The organism is Siminovitchia fordii DSM 16014 = CIP 108821 (assembly GCF_000374565.1).
Lineage (GTDB): Bacteria > Bacillota > Bacilli > Bacillales > Bacillaceae_C > Siminovitchia > Siminovitchia fordii.
This window is the reverse complement of sequence record NZ_KB894686.1, coordinates 1-23,017: the sequence shown is the minus strand read 5'-3', so window position 1 is coordinate 23,017 and position 23,017 is coordinate 1. Positions and strand designations below refer to the sequence as shown.

At 36.4% G+C, this 23,017-nt stretch carries 24 protein-coding genes and 3 pseudogenes; 11 read left to right on the top strand and 16 right to left on the bottom strand.

Features of this window, described 5'->3' with window-relative positions:
• Nucleotides 1–22: 22 nt before the first annotated feature.
• On the top strand, nt 23–775 hold the full coding sequence (locus tag C509_RS0104015) for an alpha/beta fold hydrolase (protein WP_018705622.1): 753 nt from the start codon (nt 23–25) through the stop codon (nt 773–775).
• Here the strand turns inward: C509_RS0104015 and C509_RS0104010 are convergent.
• Nucleotides 744–956: a hypothetical protein gene (locus C509_RS0104010; RefSeq protein ID WP_018705621.1), complete on the bottom strand. Its 213-nt coding sequence runs from the start codon at nt 954–956 to the stop codon at nt 744–746. The genes C509_RS0104015 and C509_RS0104010 overlap by 32 nt on opposite strands.
• Nucleotides 957–1,650: 694 nt before the next feature.
• Between C509_RS0104010 and C509_RS0103990 the strand changes: the two genes are divergently transcribed.
• Nucleotides 1,651–2,253, top strand: a complete 603-nt coding sequence (locus C509_RS0103990; RefSeq protein ID WP_018705617.1) for a hypothetical protein — start codon at nt 1,651–1,653, stop codon at nt 2,251–2,253.
• Between the two features lie 351 nt (nt 2,254–2,604).
• Here the strand turns inward: C509_RS0103990 and C509_RS23315 are convergent.
• A pseudogene (locus C509_RS23315) lies at nt 2,605–2,832 on the bottom strand (LOG family protein); the annotation flags it as partial.
• A 650-nt stretch (nt 2,833–3,482) separates the two neighbouring features.
• Nucleotides 3,483–4,088 carry a TetR/AcrR family transcriptional regulator gene (locus C509_RS0103975; protein WP_018705614.1) on the bottom strand — a complete coding sequence of 202 codons (606 nt, stop codon included), beginning with the start codon at nt 4,086–4,088 and terminating at the stop codon, nt 3,483–3,485.
• Between the two features lie 97 nt (nt 4,089–4,185).
• Here C509_RS0103975 and C509_RS0103970 point away from each other — a divergent pair, with 97 nt between their 5' ends.
• The 6 genes from C509_RS0103970 to C509_RS0103940 all read left to right on the top strand — a co-directional run bounded on the left by C509_RS0103970 (nt 4,186) and on the right by C509_RS0103940 (nt 8,062).
• A complete protein-coding gene (locus C509_RS0103970; protein ID WP_018705613.1) occupies nt 4,186–4,899 on the top strand; it encodes a GAP family protein in 714 nt (237 codons plus the stop codon).
• 24 nt (nt 4,900–4,923) lie between these two features.
• Complete coding sequence (locus C509_RS0103965) at nt 4,924–5,145, top strand: hypothetical protein (RefSeq protein ID WP_018705612.1); 222 nt, start codon at nt 4,924–4,926, stop codon at nt 5,143–5,145.
• 102 nt (nt 5,146–5,247) lie between these two features.
• On the top strand, nt 5,248–6,399 hold the full coding sequence (locus C509_RS0103960; protein WP_018705611.1) for an acyltransferase family protein: 1,152 nt from the start codon (nt 5,248–5,250) through the stop codon (nt 6,397–6,399).
• Between the two features lie 469 nt (nt 6,400–6,868).
• Entirely contained in the window at nt 6,869–7,306 is a 438-nt protein-coding gene (locus C509_RS0103950) for an RNA polymerase sigma factor (protein ID WP_018705609.1), read from the top strand.
• Nucleotides 7,290–7,544, top strand: a complete 255-nt coding sequence (locus C509_RS0103945) for a helix-turn-helix domain-containing protein (RefSeq protein ID WP_018705608.1) — start codon at nt 7,290–7,292, stop codon at nt 7,542–7,544. The genes C509_RS0103950 and C509_RS0103945 overlap by 17 nt, the downstream gene beginning before the upstream one ends.
• Before the next feature lie 371 nt (nt 7,545–7,915).
• Nucleotides 7,916–8,062, top strand: coding sequence for a hypothetical protein (locus C509_RS0103940; RefSeq protein ID WP_018705607.1), 147 nt, complete (start codon nt 7,916–7,918; stop codon nt 8,060–8,062).
• A gap of 188 nt (nt 8,063–8,250) precedes the next feature.
• On the opposite strand, the gene C509_RS0103935 is transcribed toward C509_RS0103940, so the two are convergent.
• Both C509_RS0103935 and drcA read right to left on the bottom strand, forming a co-directional pair.
• Nucleotides 8,251–10,176 (bottom strand): ABC transporter permease, encoded by a 1,926-nt coding sequence (locus C509_RS0103935; protein WP_018705606.1) that lies wholly within the window; start codon nt 10,174–10,176, stop codon nt 8,251–8,253.
• Entirely contained in the window at nt 10,163–10,930 is a 768-nt protein-coding gene (gene drcA / locus C509_RS0103930; protein WP_018705605.1) for a daptomycin efflux ABC transporter ATP-binding protein DrcA, read from the bottom strand. Before drcA ends, C509_RS0103935 begins: the two co-directional genes overlap by 14 nt.
• A gap of 207 nt (nt 10,931–11,137) precedes the next feature.
• Between drcA and drcR the strand changes: the two genes are divergently transcribed.
• Nucleotides 11,138–11,809, top strand: coding sequence for a daptomycin efflux response regulator transcription factor DrcR (gene drcR, locus C509_RS0103925; RefSeq protein ID WP_018705604.1), 672 nt, complete (start codon nt 11,138–11,140; stop codon nt 11,807–11,809).
• Nucleotides 11,806–12,831 carry a daptomycin efflux sensor histidine kinase DrcS gene (drcS, locus tag C509_RS0103920; protein ID WP_018705603.1) on the top strand — a complete coding sequence of 342 codons (1,026 nt, stop codon included), beginning with the start codon at nt 11,806–11,808 and terminating at the stop codon, nt 12,829–12,831. Before drcR ends, drcS begins: the two co-directional genes overlap by 4 nt.
• 401 nt (nt 12,832–13,232) lie before the next feature.
• Here drcS and C509_RS0103915 read toward each other — a convergent pair whose 3' ends face one another.
• From C509_RS0103915 to C509_RS0103900, 3 genes are all read right to left on the bottom strand, one after another.
• On the bottom strand, nt 13,233–13,445 hold the full coding sequence (locus C509_RS0103915; RefSeq protein WP_033369738.1) for a hypothetical protein: 213 nt from the start codon (nt 13,443–13,445) through the stop codon (nt 13,233–13,235).
• A 234-nt stretch (nt 13,446–13,679) separates the two neighbouring features.
• Nucleotides 13,680–14,836 (bottom strand): IS3 family transposase gene (locus C509_RS0103910; protein WP_099098546.1). Its coding sequence is split into 2 segments (ribosomal slippage): nt 13,680–14,593 and nt 14,593–14,836, totalling 1,158 coding nucleotides; the frame shifts between segments, so codons are not numbered across the junction.
• 135 nt (nt 14,837–14,971) lie between these two features.
• Nucleotides 14,972–15,934, bottom strand: a complete 963-nt coding sequence (locus C509_RS0103900) for a VanZ family protein (protein WP_018705599.1) — start codon at nt 15,932–15,934, stop codon at nt 14,972–14,974.
• 42 nt (nt 15,935–15,976) lie between these two features.
• Here C509_RS0103900 and C509_RS27620 point away from each other — a divergent pair.
• Nucleotides 15,977–16,072, top strand: a pseudogene (locus tag C509_RS27620) (hypothetical protein); the annotation flags it as partial.
• Between the two features lie 371 nt (nt 16,073–16,443).
• Here the strand turns inward: C509_RS27620 and C509_RS0103895 are convergent.
• The 8 genes and pseudogenes from C509_RS0103895 to C509_RS0103870 all read right to left on the bottom strand — a co-directional run bounded on the left by C509_RS0103895 (nt 16,444) and on the right by C509_RS0103870 (nt 22,892).
• Nucleotides 16,444–17,358, bottom strand: a complete 915-nt coding sequence (locus C509_RS0103895) for an NAD(P)/FAD-dependent oxidoreductase (protein WP_018705598.1) — start codon at nt 17,356–17,358, stop codon at nt 16,444–16,446.
• Nucleotides 17,359–17,882: 524 nt separating this feature from the next.
• Nucleotides 17,883–18,284, bottom strand: a complete 402-nt coding sequence (locus C509_RS0103890) for an RrF2 family transcriptional regulator (protein ID WP_018705597.1) — start codon at nt 18,282–18,284, stop codon at nt 17,883–17,885.
• A gap of 433 nt (nt 18,285–18,717) precedes the next feature.
• Nucleotides 18,718–19,560 carry a metal ABC transporter permease gene (locus tag C509_RS0103885; RefSeq protein ID WP_018705596.1) on the bottom strand — a complete coding sequence of 281 codons (843 nt, stop codon included), beginning with the start codon at nt 19,558–19,560 and terminating at the stop codon, nt 18,718–18,720.
• Nucleotides 19,536–19,950: pseudogene (locus tag C509_RS26870) on the bottom strand (metal ABC transporter ATP-binding protein); the annotation flags it as partial. The pseudogene C509_RS26870 and the gene C509_RS0103885, both read right to left, overlap by 25 nt.
• Nucleotides 19,892–20,053 (bottom strand): helix-turn-helix transcriptional regulator, encoded by a 162-nt coding sequence (locus C509_RS25335; RefSeq protein ID WP_018705595.1) that lies wholly within the window; start codon nt 20,051–20,053, stop codon nt 19,892–19,894. The gene C509_RS25335 and the pseudogene C509_RS26870, both read right to left, overlap by 59 nt.
• 446 nt (nt 20,054–20,499) lie before the next feature.
• Nucleotides 20,500–20,976 carry a DUF4872 domain-containing protein gene (locus tag C509_RS25000; protein ID WP_281168054.1) on the bottom strand — a complete coding sequence of 159 codons (477 nt, stop codon included), beginning with the start codon at nt 20,974–20,976 and terminating at the stop codon, nt 20,500–20,502.
• On the bottom strand, nt 20,934–21,221 hold the full coding sequence (locus C509_RS27430) for a BtrH N-terminal domain-containing protein (RefSeq protein WP_077735397.1): 288 nt from the start codon (nt 21,219–21,221) through the stop codon (nt 20,934–20,936). The genes C509_RS25000 and C509_RS27430 overlap by 43 nt, the downstream gene beginning before the upstream one ends.
• A gap of 312 nt (nt 21,222–21,533) precedes the next feature.
• Nucleotides 21,534–22,892 (bottom strand): IS1182 family transposase, encoded by a 1,359-nt coding sequence (locus tag C509_RS0103870; RefSeq protein ID WP_018705594.1) that lies wholly within the window; start codon nt 22,890–22,892, stop codon nt 21,534–21,536.
• Nucleotides 22,893–23,017 lie beyond the last annotated feature (125 nt).

The following is a 23,017-nucleotide window of genomic DNA, read 5'->3' as shown; positions in this document are numbered from 1 at the left end:
CAGGGAAAGGAGATTGAAATAGATGGATCTTCATTACGAAATTAAAGGAAGAGGAAAGCCAGTTATACTACTTCATAGTGGAGCTATGGATTCACGTGACTGGGAATTCATCACACCACATCTTTCAAAATCGTTCAAAGTAATCACTCTTGATGTCCGGGGTGCAGGGAAGTCACCTGTTCCGAATGAACCCATTGATTATGTTAAGGATCTTAGAAAACTCTTGGATCATCTTAAAATTAAGAAAGGTGCCCTCGTTGGACATTCCCTAGGTGGACAAATTGCAACTGATTTTACTCTGACCTATCCAAAAAGGGTGTCTCAACTGGTATTGGTCGCTCCAGGCCTGTCGGGGTTTAAATTTTCTTCCGAACATGCGGAATTAGAGAGCCGAGTTTCTAAAGCTGCACCAGATGTCGAGAAAATGACTAATATAATATTAAGCGAGCCTTCCTGGAGCGTTTCTTTTGGAAAAGCATACGATTTATTGCGCGAAATGATGATACACAATATTCAAAAAACCTTTGATTGGAAAACATTCGAAACTGTTTCCTCCAATTCAGCGATGGAAAGATTGGGAGAAATTAAAACGAAGACACTTTTTATCATAGGCGAGAAGGACTCAGGAGATCTCTTTAAAATCGCACAATTATATAAGGAAGTTCCCAATATTAACTTTGTGCGTATACCTGGTGCTAATCACATCATCACTTTGACCCACCCTAAGGAGGTTTCCGACCATATCAGTCTTTTTTTGAGGTTACCAGAATGGTAATCAGAAATGACATCTTATCACCATAGACAAATAATTCTAAACCACTTGCGTCAAAACTAGCAAAATCTAAGGTTTTCCATTTACCTGATTCTGTATTTTCATTAAGTATATCTATGATTTTTATATTTTCTTCATTGAAGTTTTTAAAATTTTTATCATACTCAATAAAATAGAGTGCCATGTTACCCCTGTTCCAGTCAATGAATCCATGGGGCTGTCTCCACCTAAAGAATATTGATAACTTATGACACCTTCACGTCTTTATATCAGTTGGTGAGAAATTAAATGACAAAAGTAATGGCTATTCTCAAACAGCATGACTAGAGCCAGTGGCACCACTGTTTCTTTTTTATACATTAAAAGAGATTAAAGGATTTCCTATTAATAAGGAGTGTTTATGATTGCTCGAAACTATCACGGTTTTCATGCTGTTGGAATAAAGAAAATTATTGAGGAAGCAAATGTAGCTACTATGATGTTATACAAAACCACTTTACATCAAAGGAACAACTAATCGAAGAGGTCCTTATGCAATGTGAAGACATTGCTTTCCAAATGATGCTTTTATTAGAAGGGCAACTTCGATGGCAGAAACCGTTGGATCCTAAAAAGCAGAAACATGCCATTCATATGTTGAAATCACTTTTAAAAACATGGGACAAGTAGATGCAGGTCTATGTAAATATCATATCTTACCAGAAGAGTCAGTCAATTATTAAGGAGGTGAAAATTAAGTCATATTATTACAAAAAGGAAGGTGAGGTTCAAGCGGAAAAAGTTAAAGAATATCGTGTTGTGGATTTAAAATAAAGTTTAACCGTTTTGAAAAAAGTTGCACTACAATAGATTGACTTTTAATTTAAGGAGGAACTTTGATGAAAAGAAAAATGATACGTAATCTGTCTTTAGCTTTAATAGCCCTAGTAGGAGTTTTCTCTTTAGTTTTTAGTTTTGAAGGTAGAACAAATGCAGCTAGTTTAACATCGAATCCAGATCAGGATCTAAAAGTTGACACAGTAGATGGAATAAAATATGCACCAGGTAAACATAAAAAAATTGTTGGAATGGTAGTTGAAGCAACTGATCAAGGAGAAAAGGTACATGGCTTCTCAACTCCAGAAAAATATGAAGCATATCATCAAAAAGTTACAGAGCGATTATCTAGTCAGTCAATAGGTATAATGGCAAGACCAACTTATTTATATGAACATACTTCGGGTCATGGATATGGAAGATCATTAATTGCGTATCCTGGAACTCAGGTCACTTCTCTGAGTACTGCATGGGATAACAGAATATCTGCTGTATCTGTAGCTCCTGGTTCTTGGATTAGGCTCTATCAAAATCGTTATTATGGTGGTCGTTATTTAACTCTTGTAGGTTATCCAAACAAATACTTTACCACCAATTTAACTTCTTGGGGAATGTCTGGTACTACTTCTTGGAACGACCAAGTCTCATCTTATCGAGTTAGATGAGAAAAACGGTAATGTCCACGAAAAAAAGGGAATCTTAAAACAACCATTCAACATTTCTGTGTTTGGATGGTATCATAAATTCACAGTCCTAATTATTGATCTTAGTTCAACAAACAGGCTACTTTGTGAATAATCAGTCACCTAAAACTTCTAGAGTAAATTATTATTTGTTTATTTAACCAGAGCAAAGAGGAATATGAAGTTTAGAAAAACCTGGGACATTATGCATCATGATCGAAAGGGCTTAATGTCCTTCTATGAGCCTAATTTCTCAATTTTAATGTTGAGAAATTAGGCTTTTATATTTACTTAATGCAAAATAGCGTTTAAATGGTGTGCAATATATCTCCTAAAGTGACATTCTAATGTTCCTGGTCCACCTGGCAAAGCGACAAAGCCATCTACAAGCTCTTCCATTTTAGCCTTTCTCTCATGCATAGATTCGACAACTATCAGCTTGGATAATCTTTTATGCGATATTTCTCTCTGCTCTAAAAAACTAGGCATAATTCCAATAACTTGTCTACCTTCATCTAAGACAGCATCCGCAACTGCTCCCATAACACCAACACTTGCTCCACAGTGTTCGCATGATGTGGCTAGTGCAGGGTTACGAACTAAGCTATCGCACGATTAATCGCTTTCGTTCCGATCCCCTCATTGAGAATATTCTACAGGAAGTTTTGTAAGAATGATGAGAAAATTGACATTTACGCGATATTAAAGAGAGTTTTATTTATACCGGAAAAACTTATCATAATCATCAATTTGATCCGGACTTATTCCAGTTTTATTAATCGCTTCTTGTTGAAATGAATTATTGCAACTTTTACATATATAATATTTATTTTCTCCTTTTTTGATTTTATAATATTGTGAATCAGAATGATTAATCGTAAATTTATTTTTGCAGAAAAAACATATAGTATCCAACATATTTTCACACTTCCTATCAGATTTTTATTGAAAAGTAACTATTTTTTAAACCTATGATTAAAAATGTGAATTTTTCATCTAATTTACTGCCATTCTAAAATAATTTATTTTTAACTTAGTTACAAGCTTATCCGTGAACTGTATTTTTACTAAAAATATGACGGCTATACCTGTAATGGAAGGAAAAGCTGTAATATACTAAAGCCTACTTCATGCAACTGTTCAACAAAATGCCCCTTTGAAGTGCATCTCGTTATAACACAAATGGACTATAACTTCAGATACATGATCAATTAACTCAATTTACTTTCATCGCAGAGTGTTTCTAAATGATAACGGATTACTTCCTTCACCTTTTCTGGAGTGTAGACATCAGGTCTTAAAAGAGCATGAATGGACAATCCATCAATTAATGCCGCTAGCCTACTTTTTTCTAATTTTACATTAGTTGAATCAGATAAAATCCCTTGTAGGACTAATATCTCGATCATTGAATTTGCTAATTCATACATACCGTTAGTCATTTCATCTTTTTTTTCTTTTAATGTATCACTTGTAAGTGACTGAAGTGCAAGGATCAACCAAACGCTCGTTTCGATTTTCTTTTCTTCATCAATTGGTACAAGCTCCAATAAAACTTCTGCGACTGCCTGCAATGGATTGTCTGACCAAATTTTACTTTGAGAACGTTTTTTCCCTTCTTCCAGGTAATAATCCATGATAAATAATAACATTTCATCCTTAGTTGAAAAATAATGTCTTAACGCTCCAGCAGACATGCCTGCTTCAATAGCAACTCTTCTTATAGATGCATTTTCGATTCCCTCTTTCTTAATAATATTCCAAGCGGCTTCAGCAATTGACTTCCTCTTTTTTTCATGATTAACAATCCTTGGCATAAAAAATCACTTCCTTTTTCTTAACACAGTGTGTTATTATAATTTTAACACACTGTGTTATTTAAATTATAACATATAAAAAGGAGGGACTCTATATTTGATCGAAAGTATTGAAGCATTAATGCCTTCTTCATCAACAGACACATCGATAGCTTTGCTAATTATTTCTATTTGCGCATTAATTGATATATTAAGTCCTGGTGTACTTGCTGTAACAGCCTATTTATTATTGACACAGCCTAATCAATTATCTTCTCGCTTGCTTGTTTTTTTGTTTATTACGCAGTTTGGCTACTTCATAGTGGGCTTATTACTATACTTTGGTGGAGATTCACTATTGAAAGGAATCGGAAAGTTATCTGAATTTGACTTTATCAATTGGTTTTATATCCTTTTTGGAGCAGTTATTGTTCTAATTAGCTTCAGTAAACCAAATGATACTACAAAAAAACGTTTAATTTCATTTATACCCCAAAAAACAACGATGAAAGGGATGATCATGTTAGGTATCATTGTTTTTCTAATTGAATTTGTAACTGCTTTGCCTTACTTTTATTCAATTTTGTTAATGAATCACCTAACAATTGAGCCTTCCTCTTCTATCTTTATTATAATTGGCTACAATCTTGTAATGGTGCTTCCTTCTCTTCTTTTGTTAGGGGTTAATATTATGTTTAAAGAGAGACTGCAACAATTTCTAAATAAAATTAGATCAAAATTAAATGAAGCTCCGATTTCCTCACTCTTGGTAGCGATAGGAGTCGTAGGTGCGGTTTTTTTCAACATCGGTCTTAGAGGCATATTAAATTAAAAAATTATTAATGAGGTGTTCATCATGAAAGAAATTATCAGTGGACTTGGTCTACTTTTCGTTATACAGGGAGTAGGCGGATTAATCAATCATTTGACTAATGGTGGAAAAAGTTGGTTTTTGGTAAATTATATTGATGCGTTTCAGGGATTTGAAATTGTTATGGACATTATATTTATTGTAGTTGGCGGGATCATAGGTTTAGCCTCTTGGAAAATAGGCGGATCAACTAAAAGTGAAAATTAAAATATAGAGCAAATAGGACGGATTATACATAGCCGTCCAGCTTGGCTGATGCTCCGTTGAGATATATTTTTAAATATTAATAGGGGGAACATAAGAATTATTATGAATTCAAGACATATAGGGAGCTCGTCTCTCCAAAAGGAAGGTCGGTTATACTTTATTGATAACCTAAGGGCAGCTCTTACAATGTTAGTAGTACTACATCATTTAGTGTATTTTTCCATCTATAACGAGGTATTAAAACAAGGATCTAATGGGGTTGTTATGGGCCTTCTATTCCTTGCTTTTAATCAGACTTTTTTCATGGGGATGTTTTTTCTTATTTCCGGATATTTTGTTCCTTCATCTTTTGAACGTAATGGAGCGATCCGATTTATCAAAGATAGATTCATCCGGTTCCTAGTCCCGTTTATCTTCTACGTTCTCATTCTTAGCCAAGTTCAATCAATTGAAGTCTATATGTTTAACCAGGAGCCATTTACATGGCAAACCTATTTTTCACATTTAACCTATGGCCCGATGTGGTACGTCGAGCTACTTTTCGTATTCGTTTGTTTATACGCAGTCTGGGCGAAGTTTATGAGTAAAAATAAGCTATCAGTAGTTCGTCAGAGTACGCCACCCACCTACAGGATGTTTACAGTCTTTGTCATGATATTAGCGGTAGGATACTTCATCATAAGACTGTGGGTCCCTGCTCTTGATTTACCCGGTGGATCTCCCGGGGTTCAATCATTCGTTGGACTTTTTACAGCAAGCGGCTATGATCTCCCACAATATGTCGGGCTATTCATTTTGGGCATCATCGCTTACCAACGCAATTGGTTTCGAAATATTCCTGATTCTATGGGTAGGGCGGGTTTTGGAATTGCAATTGGAGCATCGATTCTTCTCCTTCCCTTAGTTTTGATATTTGGATTAGACGGATTACAGTTTTCTGGCGGCTGGAACTGGACATCTTTGGTTTATTCTATTTGGGAAGCTCTATTTTGTGTTGGCATCATTCTCGGATTAATCATATTCTTTCGCAAAAGAGGTTTTCATCAAGGAAAAGGTTGGAGCTTCTTGTCAGCCCATTCCTTCGTGATTTATATCATTCATATACCGATTATCGCTATTGTTATGGCTGGATTGAAGGTCATCCACTTTCCACCATCCTTCATATTTCTAGCTACGATTCTGATCACGATACCACTTTGCTTCTTGTTAGGTTATATAATTAGGCAGATTCCCTTTGTGTCAAAGATTCTTTAGGGATGGTGAGTTTTAAAGAAAAAAAGAGAATACGACGATAACCATATCTGCCCTTATGCTTCTCAAAAATAGAACTAATGAGCCTTTTCTACTTTGGATTTTTATCTGAGTGCGTAAAAGTATTAATTTTATAATAATAAGTGTTACGTGGAATACCGGCAAGTTTGAGTAATGCCTTCACAGGATAATCGTGCCTTAGCTCATATACTACTTTTACTTTTTGTTTTGTCGTAATTTGTTTTCTTCTTGAACTAAGGATTTCAACTTTTTAAATAGAATTTTCCATTTAATAATATGTATAAATTTTTACTCCCACCTGGCTTATGTTCAGTTGGGCTTTTTTGTATTTATTAAATATTTTTTTTAAAAATATTGCTTTTATTTTTGGCATTTCATAAAAAATCTTGTTGAAGGTTATGAAAGGGGAAATCATCACCCACCTTTGCAGTTGCGAAGGGAGAGGAAATGCATGATAGAACCAGATCGTACCGAGTGGCAAGTTCGCTGTGCATTTAATGCTTTTTGTAAACGTGTATTGAAGAATGAAGCAATTAATATTTTCAATGAAAGACAACAACGACAAGCAAAGGAGATGACATTTTCTTATCTCACACCACAAGAAGAAAATCAACTCTATACCTTAGATAAGCAATATGAAGGAGAAGAAGGACAAAGTTTTCAAGTGGCTGGAAAGAAAATAACTCCGAAATTACTCGCTGAAGCGTTGCGTACTTTGCCAAAAGAAAAGCGTAAGACTGTCCTTTTATACTACTTTTTTGACAAATCAGATGTAGAAATAGCTGAACTACTCGGTATTCCACGTAGTACTGTTCAGTATAGGAGGACAAGCTCTTTCAAGAGGTTAAGACGATTTTTGGAGGAACATGCAGATGAGCGGAGTGATTAATTCTAATGTTGGAAACAACGAGCGTGGTTTATTGCCGTACCCAATTATTTTAGCTGCAAATAAGGGTGAGCCAGAAGCAATGAAAGTAGTTGTTCTACATTATGGTAGCTATATGACAAGCCTATCCATGCGTAAGCTCCGTGATGAACAAGGAAACACTTATTGGGGTATCGATGAAGATACACGCGAACGCTTACGAGCGAAGCTTATGCAATCTGTTTTAGCTTTCAAAATTTGAATACAGAATGGTTAGGTTTTCCCTTTCATTAATCATATATTTGTTCTTTGACAAAGAAAGCACGGAAGATAACGCTGTGCAGTATAAACTAAAAAATCAGATACATTCTACTGATGACGAGCCACTTGATTCATACGCCATGACTTTCGTTAGAAACGAGCGATAATCTATGAATCTAATGCAATCGTGGTGGATTGTTGGCGATAACCCATCAGTATAGATAATGATACTCCTCTACCGTCATGGTTCGAGCGTTCAAAGCGTCGCAAGCTATGAGTAGAGCTGGAAGGAATACTTGCAGCAGGGGTGAAATTCCCGTGGAGCTGTACCAACAGCCGTCTTAATTGATTAATTATAAGGGGGCGTGTTTTTTGAAACAGAACTTGATTCCTTATAGTATGCAAATTGCTATGTTAAAACAACTGCTAACCCGTAAATTGATTACCAAGAAAGAATATTACATGGTTAAAAATAAATTAATGAAAGAATATGGCATCATTTCTGATATTACAGACTGAATTGTGTTTCTATTGGCGATACATTTTGTATAGGAGTTATCATTTTTTGTTGTTAGAAGATTTAAGGATGTTCAATTTGATCTTCAATAATATAATCGATCTAGATTCCAGAGTAATGAGGATTTTTTTAACAAAGGAATACATGACAAAACACCCCCCGAACCGAACATTCGAGAGATGTTTCGCTCTTATTTGTTTACAATGCGATTGTACGTATTAACAGTTAATACGTAATAGACTGCATAGATGATAACAAAGAAGACTATAGCCATTAGAATAGGGAAGATAAGATTGATTCCAATGAGATTAGAAATAAAGTTGCTAGTAAAGTACAATGCCACACAACTGTGCAATATTCCTACGGTTAGTGGCAATCCAAACACAAATAATGACTGCCTTTTGATTGATTTACGTATATCCTTTTTATTGACACCGATTTTTCTAAGGATTTCATACTGTCCTTTCGCCTCATTCGCTTCTGTTAACTGTTTGAAATAAATGATACTTCCACTTGCCGCTAAAAATACAAGCCCCAAAAATCCAAAAATAAAAAGAGTAATTGCGTTTCCTTCTTTACCTTGCTTATACTCCGTATAAAATGATGAAGAAACTTGAAAATCGTTTCCAACCAGTTTATTTACTTTCTTTGATGTGGCTTGTGCCGTTACTTCATTTTCCACTTCATATACTTTATAAGTTAATGGAGCCTCTTTTTTGGCTATCTCAGCAAACATTTCGTTACTGACTACGAGAAAGAAATCGGGATAATCGAAAGGTAGCACATTACTTTCAACCATATGAACAAATGGCAGTTCGCTGCTTCCTTGAGGCAATTGAATCGTTATATTTTCTCCTTTAAAAACCGACTTCGTATATTCAGTAAACCTTGGCTGGATTACTGCTGCTTGATTTCTTGATAGTAAGACTGTTTCATCCTTATTTAAAGCATTCGCTGCTTTATTAAATGTACTTTCTGAGATTAATTGCACAGGATTTATGTCATAATCCAGTTGAAATGAGAGTATTCCTTTTACCTGAATGACGGGTATGTCTAGTTGGGCTTTTATTGGATGTCGATGATCTGCTTTTATTATTCTCTCCACCTGCGAATCAAATTCTGGACCTTTTGACAAATGCGAATAGCTGAACGGAACAACTTCCTCAGCTCTTTTTTCGTTGCTGTAATACCCACTGTAAGTTGCACCTAAGAAACAGATCGTTGCAGAACTCAACAATGCAATGACTGTAAAGGTACGTGCATTCCCTCTAATACGAAACAGTAAGCGAGATGTTTCAATTATTCTAGTTCCTCTGTAATAACGCGACTTATTTTTTTGTGATAATCTTAATAAATAGACCGTTACAGATCGAAAAAATAAATGGGTGCCAATGACGAGAGCAACAAAAGCAATACCATAATTTTTCATTAAATATTCCGTAGTAAATTCGTCAGGAAATGGTTTTAATATCAGCCAGTAACTAACGACAAGCAATATAACTCCGATAACAGCCGATATAAGTGAAACCTTTGGAATTTGTTCACCTTTTTTCTCATCATAGAATAATTCGATTAATGTAAAACGATAAATCAAACGGTAACCTTGAACGGAAGTGAATAAAATAATGACCATAAAGACTATGACTGTTTGGGTAATCGCTAGAATGGAAATACCGAAGTCCACCTCGGCAATTGAACCCATAAGTTTTATTAAAATCATTGCAAATAATTTGGAAAGTAAGGTTCCAAGAATAATTCCAATAACTATTGCAATGATTCCCATAATCAAATTTTCATAAAATAACATTTTTGCAATGGTTTTCTTGCGTAAACCAAGTATGGCGTACAATCCGACTTCTTTCTTCCTTTTTCTTGTGAAGAATGAATTGGAGTACAAAATAAAGATTGCTACGAATAAAATTAAGATAATTGATGATACCCCAAACATGAAACTCATTGTATCCGACAATTCAATGCTTTCCTGAATTTTTTCGCTATATTGCAAGGAAGTGAACGTATAATAAATAACCATGCTGAAGACGAGCGTAACAAAATAGACAAAATAATTATTGAAGTTACCTTTAATATTTTTCCTTGCTAAACTAAATAACGTCATTTGCTCCACCCCCCAGTGCGGATAGAACATCCAACACCTTGTTGAAAAATTCTTTGCGGGATCTTTTCCCTTTCACAAGTTCTGTGAAGATTTTACCGTCTTTAATAAATAAGACGCGATTACAATAACTTGCCGCATAAGCATCATGGGTAACCATTAAAATTGTTGCCTTGTCTTGTTCATTAAGATCCTTTAAACTTTCTAATAAGTCTGTTGCTGATTTCGAATCCAACGCACCTGTTGGTTCATCTGCCAATATTAGGTTTGGCTTTGAAATAATCGCGCGTGATGCTGCCGTGCGTTGCTTTTGTCCCCCAGAAATTTGATACGGGTACTTATTTAAAATGTCGCGAATGCCAAACTTATCTGCCACTTCATCTGCTCTTCGTTCCAATTCCTTAACGTTCAATTTTGCCAAGGCTAACGGCAAGATAATATTTTCTTTCACAGTTAGAGTATCTAATAAATTATAGTCTTGGAAAAGGAAACCAAGTTTGTCACGGCGAAAGGCAGATAATTGCTCTTCATTCATCTTTGTCAAATTGATTCCGTCAACCACGATGTCACCAGCAGTCGGCTCGTCAATTGTTGCCAATATATTTAGTAAAGTTGATTTACCAGCACCCGAGGGACCCATAATACCGACGAATTCACCTTCCATGACGGTTAAGTCTATATCCTCCAAAGCTGAAAATACATTTCCCTTTGCACCATAGACTTTTTTTATTTGTTTTGCTTCGACAATAGTTTTCATATTTAAATCCTCCATTCAGAGTTGTTTTGTTTTACGTTTTTATTTTACAATAGGTGCCCTTTATATAAACTTACAGCTTGATCTCGTAACCTTACATTTTCGTCACATTGATAAAAAATATGTTTAAACACGATATTTTCTTTGTATGTTGGTCGATATTCAATTAATATGATGTTAAAGAAGGATGATTGTTTGGAGGGAAGAGGAATGAAAATCATGATTGTGGAAGATGATTTGACCATTCGTGATATGGTAGGGGAAACATTAGAAAAGTGGGGTTTTGAAACCGTTAAGATCGAAGACTTTGACCAAATCATGCAGGTATTTCTTAATCATGATCCTCACCTAGTCATCATGGATATCAATTTGCCATCGTTTGACGGATTTTACTGGTGTAATAAAATCAGAGAAATTTCAAAGGTCCCTATGATCTTTCTCTCTTCCCGTGATACACCAATGGATATAGTGATGTCGATAAACATGGGAGGAGATGATTATATTCAAAAACCTTTCCATATGGATGTATTGATTGCAAAAATTAATGCACTCCTCCGCAGAACGTATTCCTACATGGAAACACAGTCTAAGACAATCGAACATGATGGAATTATATTAAACCTTGAGAACGGAGAGGCCTTACATGGAGATCGAAAGTCGGAACTCACGAAAACAGAATTTCTTATTTTGAAAATCCTGATGAAAAATAAAGGAACCATCGTCAGTCGTACGAAAATGATGCGTAGCCTTTGGAAGAATGAAAATTTCGTAGACGAAAATACATTGACGGTTAATATTGCTCGTCTGCGTAAAAAGCTTGCTGAACTTGGAAAAGAACACTTCATTATGACTAAGAAAGGACAAGGTTATATTATCCAATGAGTTTCTTTCAATATCTAAAAGATAAACGGAATTTCTTTATATTAAACGTGATCATTATGTTCTTTGTTTCTTTGATGACGATTGTGAGCACAGATTCCAGAAACACTGTAAGTAATATCGTATATACCAATGTGGTTATCTTTTTTATTGTAGCTATATACGTAATCATCGAATACTATTACAATAGAGAATTTTATCGGGAATTAAATGATTTGGTTGAAAGTAATCATGAAGAATTTCTCGCAACTCTGCCTAAACCGCGAAACGATGAACAACTGTTATATCTTGAGTTATTAAAAAAAGTAAATAGTGTGCATGGCGATCAATTACAAAAGTTGTATAACGAAAAAATGGATCATCAAGACTTTATTACATCTTGGATTCATGAAGTCAAGGTTCCGATTGCGGCAGGTCGCTTGCTTATGGAAAACAGTAATGGAAGAACTGTTGAATACCTTGTGGACAAGTTTGAAGATGAGTTGGATAGAATCGAAAATTACGTGGAGCAGGCTCTTTATTATTCTCGCATTGATTCTTTTTCCAAAGATTATTTTATTTCCGAGGTAGTGTTGGATCAAGTTGCTAAAAACAGTGTAAAGAAATTTGCCAAATCTTTTATTAACAAGCAAATTCGTTTTCATATGGACAATATTGAACAGGTTGTCCATACCGACAGTAAATGGCTTGGTTTTATTATGGATCAAGTTTTTTCAAATTCTTTAAAATATACAGGTGAAGGCGGGGAAATCTCCGTACAATTTGAGGAAGATCTAAAAGAAAAGCGGCTACAGATTCAAGATACAGGCATTGGAATTAAGCCAGAGGATATCAGCCGCGTATTTGAAAAAGGATTTACAGGATCTATTGGGAGAAGTCATACCAAATCTACCGGTTTAGGTCTCTACCTTGCAAAAGAAATGGCTCTTAAATTAGGACATGACCTTTCCATTCATTCAGAAGATGGGAAATATACGAAGGTCATCATCCACTTTCCAAAAATCAGAAATTATTATCATCTATAAGTATAATGGTGGGGTTAAAGAAATTGGTTAATCGGAAAATAGTATCAAATTAAAGGTGTTCAAGTAGAATAATGTTTATCGTAAGGCTTAAGAAATATTAAATAATATAGCCAATAGTAAGTGAATTAATTGATAAAAAAATAAGTACTTGAAAATAGCTATAACCAGGTTTTTATTATATTTTAATCGAACTTTTCAAATATGGTTTTATTAATACCACGATAAATCAACGTTATATGTCCTCTTTTTATCTCCAGTTCCAAGTATGGGAAATATTATCCATGGTTTTAACATGCATATGCAATGACTTTTGAAAATCAATTGAGGCTCAAACACTTTATTTAAGATTTTTATTTGGTTATATTTTTATGGGGTAATCGGAAAATAGTGTAGAAAGAGGGTTAAAAATAACCCTCCTCCATTGCTTTAGTCAGTGGTGAAAAGTCAGCACCATAGATTTCTTCATAAACCCATTCATAGCCTATTTGACCCCAATTCGGGAATTGATCAGGTAACAATTTTATGAAAGTAGCTTCAACTTCTTTGAATTTCTTTTTCTTTTGGGTATTCGGATTATAGTGTTGAAAAACCCTATTAAATAAATTAATATTCATAGCACTGTAAATCGTATAATTGGATCTACGCCAATATTCTGGACACAAAATAGATGGTGGATTGGACAGAGCTCCATTTCATAAGAGTGGGTTGGTCTATGTCGCTTGACATGGAGCCTCTATGGGCATGGGTGTCTTGCGAAGGGCGAAAGGGTCAAACAATCCTTTCGCAGGCGGACGAGCCTAACATGCCCCCCTCCATGTAAAGCGCCGTGCTCAGACATGATGCAGTGACTAAGCCGCCACCCGGATTTCATCTTCAACCTGTTGTGGGGTCTTATATTGAAGGCTGCCATGCATTCGCTTTCGATTATACCAGCCTTCAATGTATTGGAAGAGATGAATCTTTGCAGAGGCGTAATCCAGATAAGTTACGTGATGTATTTCTTCCTTCTTCAAAATAGCATGGAAGGATTCAATACAGGCGTTATCGTACGGGCAGCCCTTTCGACTGAATGATTGTCTGATCTTTTTTGACTCAGCCTCTTCCATGAAAGCCTCACTCGTATATTGGGAACCCAAGTCACTGTGCAGAATTAACTCCTCTGGTGGTAGCTGCGTGGCATAGGCGTTATCCAATGCTTTAATCACCAGGTCTGTTGTCATTGTACAAGAAAAGGAATAGCCTACGATTTTCTTTGAATGCAGGTCCATCACAGAAGCAAGGTAGCACCAGCCATCCTTTAATGTATGGATATACGTAATATCGGCCACCCATTTTTCATTGATGGTGGTCGTAGAAAAGTCCCTGGCCAGGATATTCTCGCGTTCGATAACTGTTTCTTTGCTTGGTGTTGGCCGATATTTTTTAATGACGATGGAACGGATGCCCTCTTTTTTCATCAGTCTCTGTACACGTTTCAGACTTACTCTATATCCTTCCGCACAGAGATATTGGTGAATTTTTGGGGCTCCATAACGCCCTTTGCTTTCTTCGTGGATCTCTTTGATCCTTTTTGTCAGCTCCTTGTTTTCCCGCTCACGCTTGGATTCGGTTTCTTGGAGTGTTAGGTAGTAGGAGCTTCGCGGCAATTCCAAGACTTCGCACATAGTTTGGATGGGATGTTGGTCTTTATGTTGATCAATCACGGAAGCTACTGCAGATTGGCTTACCTTTTCGCGAATATGGCCATAGCCTTTTTTAAGATTTCATTTTCTTCCTGCAGCCGGCGAAGCTCCTTTTGAATCTTGGTATAGTCATCCGCCGTTGCCACGGTTCCATCTTCAAATTTGACGGGAGAAAACTTTTTGACCCAATTATAAATGGAGACATCAGATACGCCATATTCGCTGGTTAATTGCTTGACTGGAGTGCCAGATTGATATAATTCCACAACCATCCTTTTGAAATCTTCATTAAATTTATTTTGGTTTTTATTATGGCCTTTCATTGGACACACCTCTTCTTAATCTTATTCCTCAAAAATTATGAAACTAACTAGGATGTGTCCATGAAAATATACTAGCACCACATGTTTGGGGTGGGAAAAAGAAAAAAGACCATTATCTTGAACAAAACGTTTGGATCATTTCCAGAAATATTTCATTTCCCTAAACCCTACATCCCAAAGCTTTTCATTCCCCTTAACGATTATCGTAATCTTACTTGCACGTTCAAGTGGAATTTCAAACATTTGTGGAAACAATTCCGGATAATTCAGTTGCTCCGTTCCAGAGCCGGATAATACCTCACGACCATCGACTAAAACTCGTATACTTCCATCACTATCCATTAAGTCCGGTATTCCATAATAAAATGAAAAAATAATCTCCTTCTTGGACGTATAAGTGTAGGTTTCACTTCCTTTGCCTTTGGCGCCAAATATATTATATCCAGGTTCGACGTTTTGACCGCTAACTTTAAAGCTGTACGGTTTTGTTCCCGCTGTTGTATGCCCGGAACTATTTTTCAGTTCATTTAAAGCTATAAAGGGACCCTCTGCTTTGGTGAACGTTTTCTCCACAATTCCGCAAATTGCTAATACCCCGATTAGAATAACAATACACGTGATACCGGTAATAGCCATATTTAGCCAAAAGTTTTTTGTTCGATACCCTAGTTTGTACGCTCCGAATCCGATGCTTGCGCCTAGAGAGTTTTGAATGGCATCGTTAATATCAAAGCTTCCGAGCAAAGTTAGTGCCTGTATGGTTTCGATCACGAGAATAGACAGGAAGAACAATGAAAAGAAACGAATAAACTTCACACGGAATAACAATGGAATCAATATGCCGAATGGAATAAAGGCTGCCACATTTCCTAGATCTACGAAATCCATCAGAGTAGGATGCAGAAAATCAGAAATCTTTGGCAAATGGTAGAACTCAATCGGAAAAAAAATAAAGGTGACCCCAGTCGTGCTTGTAGATGCACCTATTCTGCCGAAAGCGAAAAAAATAAAATATAGTATCAAAATAGTATAAAGAATAGTTACGGTAAAAATAACTGTACTTTTTTGTGGCAATGTTATTTTGCCCTTGGCAGTCATATAAAAACACCTCCTGAAACAGTGTATCAAAAGTCATGTTTAAAATACATGATTTACTATAACCGTTACAGATATCAATGGAACCTAAAAAAGATGACCCCTATTCAATACAGAGATCACCTTCTTAAGTCTGCCTAGCTTTTTTATGATTGTCCTTTACAAAGGGTACAGTTTAAAGAAGGAATGGCTCCTTTTTTGTGGAAATAATCGCACCTCTGGTTGTCTATCCGCTTCGTGGACAGGATTATCCTCCACACCGACTAAATATTTTTATGGTCAATTCCACAAATTTATTGACAGACCTGTTTTAGGACCATTTTGCACAGTGGCAAATCGTGCAGGAGTGACCCTGCCACCTTTTCTAAAGAGTTGATTCATAAATGGTAATGAGGAGTATTTCATAGTACTGGAATCACTTTCTTCAAGTAGCTTGGCCTTATAAAAGTGTCTTTTATAAAGGGTACATTATAAATTTAAAGTCCTCTTTATAAATATATTTAGAATTTGAATCAAACGTTGTTCTTATGCCATTCTTCTCGATTTAATTCTCCGTTTATTGCGGCTGCGGATACAGCTCCTGAAGCAGCTGCAACAATAGATTGGTGCAAGTGTGTAGTTGCATCCCCAGCTGCATAAACACCAGGTACACTTGTTTTTCCAAACTCATCGACTTCAATTATTCCAGTATCCAACATCCGGCAACCAAGTGCGACAGGTAATTCCGATCCAAGTACCAATTCTGCCTTGAAGAAAATTCCTGTGCATGGAATTTCTGTTCCATCCTCAAGCTTAACATGCCTTACCATGCCTTGATTTGATTGGATGGAATGAATTGGTGAATGAAATAACGGGATATTATGCGCACGCAATTCTTCACGTTCTGCTTCACTTAATTCATTGGGACCATTTGTACAAACTACAAACTGCTTTGTCCACCCGTAAATCAATGGGACAAAATGCATTAGCGCTGCTCCTCTGTTTATGACAACTAATTGCTGATCTCTTAGTTCCCAGCCATCACAATACGGGCATACAAATGCGCTCTTACCATAGACCTCCGCCAACCCTGGTATGCCAAGATCGCGATCCTTCATTCCGATAGCAAACAACAGTTTTCTAGTGGCTATCTTCAACCCTGAAGCAGTTTCCAACAAAAATTGACCATCTTCACCTTCTATCAACTCGATAGTATCTTCCAAATGTGAAACTGACGGATAAGTGTGAAGCTGCGATTTAGCAATATTTCTAAATTCATGTGGGCTAATGCCATCACGTGTTAAAAAGGCATGAGCCTCTCTAGTCACTGCATTACGCGGTTGCCCCTCATCGATAATCAACGTCTTCTTCCTAGCCCGTCCTAGTATAAGTCCAGCGCTTAAACCAGCAGGACCTCCTCCAATAATAACAACATCAACTTCCTTCATGATTAACTCCCTTCCTCTTATTAGTTTAACTTTCCAAATGTGTATACGCCCAATAATTACTCTGTACATCTCATATGTAGTTAAGACCTAACCAGTACTACTGAAATACTGTATTCTCACTCTGCTACGATGTTACATGTTGGCATCACCTCCTTACATAAGAACTTATCCACTAGCTCATTCGACTTTTAAATAATTTGCACATCTTTGAAACATCATCGATAGGCGCTGATTTTACTCTGTATATAGATTTTTCAGTCATAAATCCCTAGTAAAATTCGATGACAGTCAGCGATATGAATATGCAGACTACGTACAGAAACTCTTCCTTAACTTTCGATCTCTTTCCTATAATCTTCCGGGGACATCGTTTCACAATACCGGATTAAAAATCGCTGTATCTTGAATCAACTTATACGGTCCTTTTATACATGTTCATTTTTGGATTCTCCTAATTTTTTATTATAATTTCATTAAAGACTATAGAGACACTTATTATCTATAATTGGTTGAAAGAATATGTGCTAGAAAACGATGTTCATTTCCCGCACAAGATCGGACATTTTTTTATTTCTCAAATGCTCTTCCATTTTTTCCTCTGCTTCCAATACTACTCTTTGAATCGGACAATCTGGTCCGTGATCGAAACTACAATCAAACAAAGAGGCAGATCCCTCAATCGCATGAATAATGTCAAGAAACGAAATATCCTCCCAATTTCGTTTCAGTCTATATCCACCATTCACTCCTGTTATGGATTCAATCATACCAGCCTTTACTAGCTTGGTCAGTATCTTGGACAGATAAGTTGGTGACACCTTTTGCTTCTCAGCAAGCAGCTGAACGCCCACAGGTTTATCCGGAGTCGCTGCAGTAAGAAAAAGCATCGTATGTAGAGCATAATCTGTAGCCTTTGAAAACTTCATTCATCATCACCCTAATTAAGGATTTTATTTATCTATAATAACTTGAATGTTGTTAAACTCCAAGTATAATGCATGGGCTATTATATTATAGCAGCTAGTCGAACTTCTTGAAAATGCTCTAATCGTGACTATAAAACCCCATTTCTCTCGTTATGAATGGTAATGCTTCTCTTATATATTATTATGCAGACACATTACTACGATATTGTCAATCTATGCCCCCAACTTAATATAACAGCTTATAACCTATCCTTCTTTCTAATAATAGCTTGTAGAAATATTCTTTTAGTTCTTTTTTATAATTATTTATATATTTGGTTTGAAGGCTTCAATGATTTTCATACATTGTGAATTAAGTAGAGTTTTGGAATTTATTATTTGAAATAACAATTCTACGATGTAAACTCGATTTGTCTTTTCTGCTTATTTCATTCTAGCCTTGACTTTTATTAAATAGTCTATCAAATTTCAAGTAATGTAACATGTACTTTGCAAGTGTTATGATTGCAAAAATCAACATTAAAATTATTGTGATGGAAGCGCCTGGTGGTGTACCCAATTCATAAGAAGTGACTAAACCACTTAACATGCCGACAAGTGCAATGACCATTTCATTTAATATGACACCGTAGAAGCTTTTGCTTAAACGAAGCGATATAGCTGCAGGTAAAATGATAATGGCTGAGACAAGTAAAGCCCCGACAATCGGCATTATTACTGCTATTGTGACCCCTGTTAACACATTAAACAAAATCGACATCGTTTTAATAGGCAGGCCAGCTTTAAAAGCTGTTTCCTCATCAAATGTAAGAACATACATAGGTTTTCGATATATTAAATATAATAATCCGATAATTATCGTTAATCCTAGTAACATCCATATTTGTTCTTTGTGAATAGTAACAATAGAACCGAATAGAAATTGCGTTACACTTAATGTAATTCCACCAGCACTTATTTCCATCAGGACAAGCGCTACTGCCATTCCGACAGACATTAATATGGCAATCGAAATTTCAGAATATGTGCGATAAATTTGACGCAAAAATGCAAGCAGAGTTGCGATAATGATTACCACGAGAATATTGGTCCATGTCGGATTGATGCCAATTAACAGACCAAGCGCTACCCCTGATAACGAGACATGGGATAAAGTATCTGCCATTAGTGATTGCCTACGCAATACCAAAAACAATCCTAATATTGGAGTGATTAATGAGATTAAAAATGAAGCTTGGAAAGCTCTTTGCATCAATCCATAGAAAAACATCTCCAAGGTGAGTCCTCCTTCCGTATCAACTCAATGTGTTTATTAGCGTAGTGACGAATCTCTTCATGATCGTGTGTAACCATTAAGATACCCTTGTCATGCTCTGTACTATTGGTGCTTCAATAATTTATAAAATTCATTACGTGAACGTACATCCATTCCAATTGTAGGTTCATCTAATATAAACAAATCTGGATCTGTTGAGAACACACGAGCAATTGATATCCGCTGCTTTTATCCACCTGATAATTCCCCTATCTTTTTATGACGCATCTCCCACATTCCCACTGATTCAAGGGAACGACGAACATGCCCTTTATCTTCTTTATCTAACCTTTTAAACCATTTGCCTCTTTGAAAACGCCCTGACTGCACCAGTTCTAGTACAGTGCTCGGGAGATAGATGAGCTTGTTCAGCAATGTCTTTGATCGTGATGTCATCCAGCAGATGAGCTTCCATGTATTCGATTGTCTTTTGTAATGATTCTACCAGTGCCATATGGTTCACTCCTTTAATGGCATGTTACCTTATTAACTTCTCTAAATCCTGTCATTTTGCGCTCGATCCAGACAGTTGCCTTTACGTAATAAATCATACCAACATAAACCAAACGAATTAGTCAATTTTCATAACCTGTTAGCACAGCAAGTAGTCGATATTTTCTATATCTTTTTTTCAACTCATACCTTAACAATACATTGCCAGAATCAGAGGGAATACCCCGACCTCTCCGCTACTCAAATATGGGACTGGCTAAAGGAGCACGATCCGGAAATTGAAGTTGGGGAAAATACGGTAAGAAGCCGCATCCGGCCGCTGCGAAAGATGTACGGGAGCCCAAAGGAGGTGCAACAAAGGCAGTATGAAGCCGTTCCCAATCCCCCCCAATGGAACAAGAATCATGAATCCACTTTTCTAAAACTCATTTTTTGAAAGCATCGCAGTCAACAGATTCTTGATAGTTGATTCATTGCTTCATATTCTTTGTTTGATAACTCTAAAAGAATATCAGAAGCCTGATTTAGGAATAGTAATTCATGAGTCTCTCCAGCCTTATTAATAAGCTTAGATACCTCCTCCCACATAGGTGCGATTTTAGTAAATAGAATATATCCATTTTGTAAAGGAGTATAATCAACTATACTCAAACATTCTTTTAAGAAATCTCTATACATATTTCTAAATAGGGATTCTCCAGTTCCCCCTCGCTCCATTAGTGTGGCTGCTAAAACTAAATCATCCTCAATACTTTCACTTCTCTCAAACCACTTCTTAATCTCTACAATTGTTTTCTTAATACCTTTATAGCCCAAATTTTTGATAGGAGGATTCTTATAATCTAAAGCGTTATTTTTGATTGCTGTTATAATCACATCCTTTAAATTTGGCATATCCTCTTTTTTCTTAATGGTATAAGACAGATTTTTTGAGACATTGGACCTTTTTCGTTTCTTGCCAATGCCAAATTTTCAAGACTTGTTTTTACCATTCCCCCCTGTTGCTTTGTATCAATCAGGTAGGCAAAACTGTCGTCATATCCATACATTGCCACATAATGACCAGCAAATTGTACCTTATTAGTGAAGTAATAACTGTCAAGCTTTAAGTCTACTACAACTCCTTGATCTATGTTTTGTCTAACATGTTCCCAAGCCTCCCTTTTTATGTTCTTACTATTTTATTTAGCTGGACCTTTCATGTTTAATTACGTTTAACAGATAAGAAATGACTTTAAAAAACTTTATTTTTGTATTATTCATTATTTTGTTCGATCAGTTTTTATGGAATTGTAATAAAATAGAGTTTGACATTTAAAGTATTTCTTCTTTTGGTCCTTTATATTAAATATTATAAATGATTCTACCCAACTGTTAATATTCAGTTGTGTGAATCGATTTCATAATTGACGTTTTTGAAAATGGGTTGAGTTACCCTACGATGTTTTTTAATGTTTTTTTAAAAAGGTATTGCGATTTAATCACGCTGTTTTTAACGAATGTTGCTCCATTTCTAGTCTGATCCGGTCTGCGGCTAATTTTGAGGCATTGTAAACAAGCGTCACCAATTGGAAGTGAAGCCTGGCTTTCTTACCGGTCCGATGACGGACATTATTGAGTCCAAAGAATTCCTTTAAGTACGCATTAACCCGTTCAACAGCTGTGCGTTCCTTGTAAAGTTCATTCCACTTTTTCGAACCTCTAGCTGGATGTGTGTACTTGCGGATATCCGTCGATTGCCTGATCTTAAAGGTCATTTGACAAAGGGAATCGAGTCGCAATGGGCAAACTGTACATTCTTTTGGACGTGTGTATTTCAGTGTCTTGTACTTCTGGTCGAAGCTGTCGTAACGATAAGAATGTTCCCGGACGCATGTAGGTGCGAAATGTTCATCGTATCCAACTACTTCCCTTTCATTGCGCTGGTTATATGGGATGACAGCCTGTAGATTCTGATTGATTAATTGCTGATATATGGGCTCATAATCATAACCTGCATCGAAAAGACCGGCGGTAAATAAAGCTGGAAGATCCCGATCAATTTTCTTCAATAATGGGATGGCTGCCTTCCCATCATTGAGATTTCCTGACGTCATTATACCCGTTAGAATGTATTGACTCTTTGTGCTGACGGCTAAATGTCCTTTATAACCAAACCAGAAGGTATTTTTCCCATCACTGTTTTTCTTGATTCCCCATTTTGGTTCGATGGGAGCTTCTTTATACAACGTTTCCACTGATTCGGATAGCTGGTGAACAATCTCTTTCTCATAAATCGGGCGTGCGTTTTCGGCAGCCTGTTTTTCCTTTAACCATTGCTCTCGTTCCACCTTCGGCTTGCGTCCGCGCTTTTTCGGTGTCTGCTTTTCTTTCTTTTTGGAGGCTTGCGCACGATCTCTTGCCTCAAAATGCGTGGCATCGAAGGCGATGTTTTCATCGCTGATATGCCCCTCGTTGATGGCAAGTAGAATCAGTTCATCATGGATATGTGTCATCACATTTGATTCGCTGATGACAGTAATCATCCTTGAATAGGAGGCTTCAGATGGAATTTGGTCCGAGTGAAGAAACCCACAGTCATATCGAAAAACCGGGTCACGTTTTAACCGTTTGATTAGGTCCTTGATTGTCACGATACGCTCCACCACACGAGCGATAAGTGAATAGACCATGGCACCATAATTCAGTTCTCTTGGGGCACCTACTTTTTTTGGTTTATCGAAAAGATTCCAAAAAGGATTCAGATCGATTGTCGAAAAAACAGCCTCAAAGTGGTGGGTAGGTTCCAACTCATATAATTCATGCATGTCAAATAGGCTTGGTTGACGTATAATGGACATAGGGCATCTCTCCAGTCTGTTATGTTTGTGTGGTAACTTACATTATACAGGATTTGGGGAGGTGCCTATTTTTTTACGTCTTGAAAGCCTTGAGCCCCAAGGGCTCGGGATTATGAAATTAACTC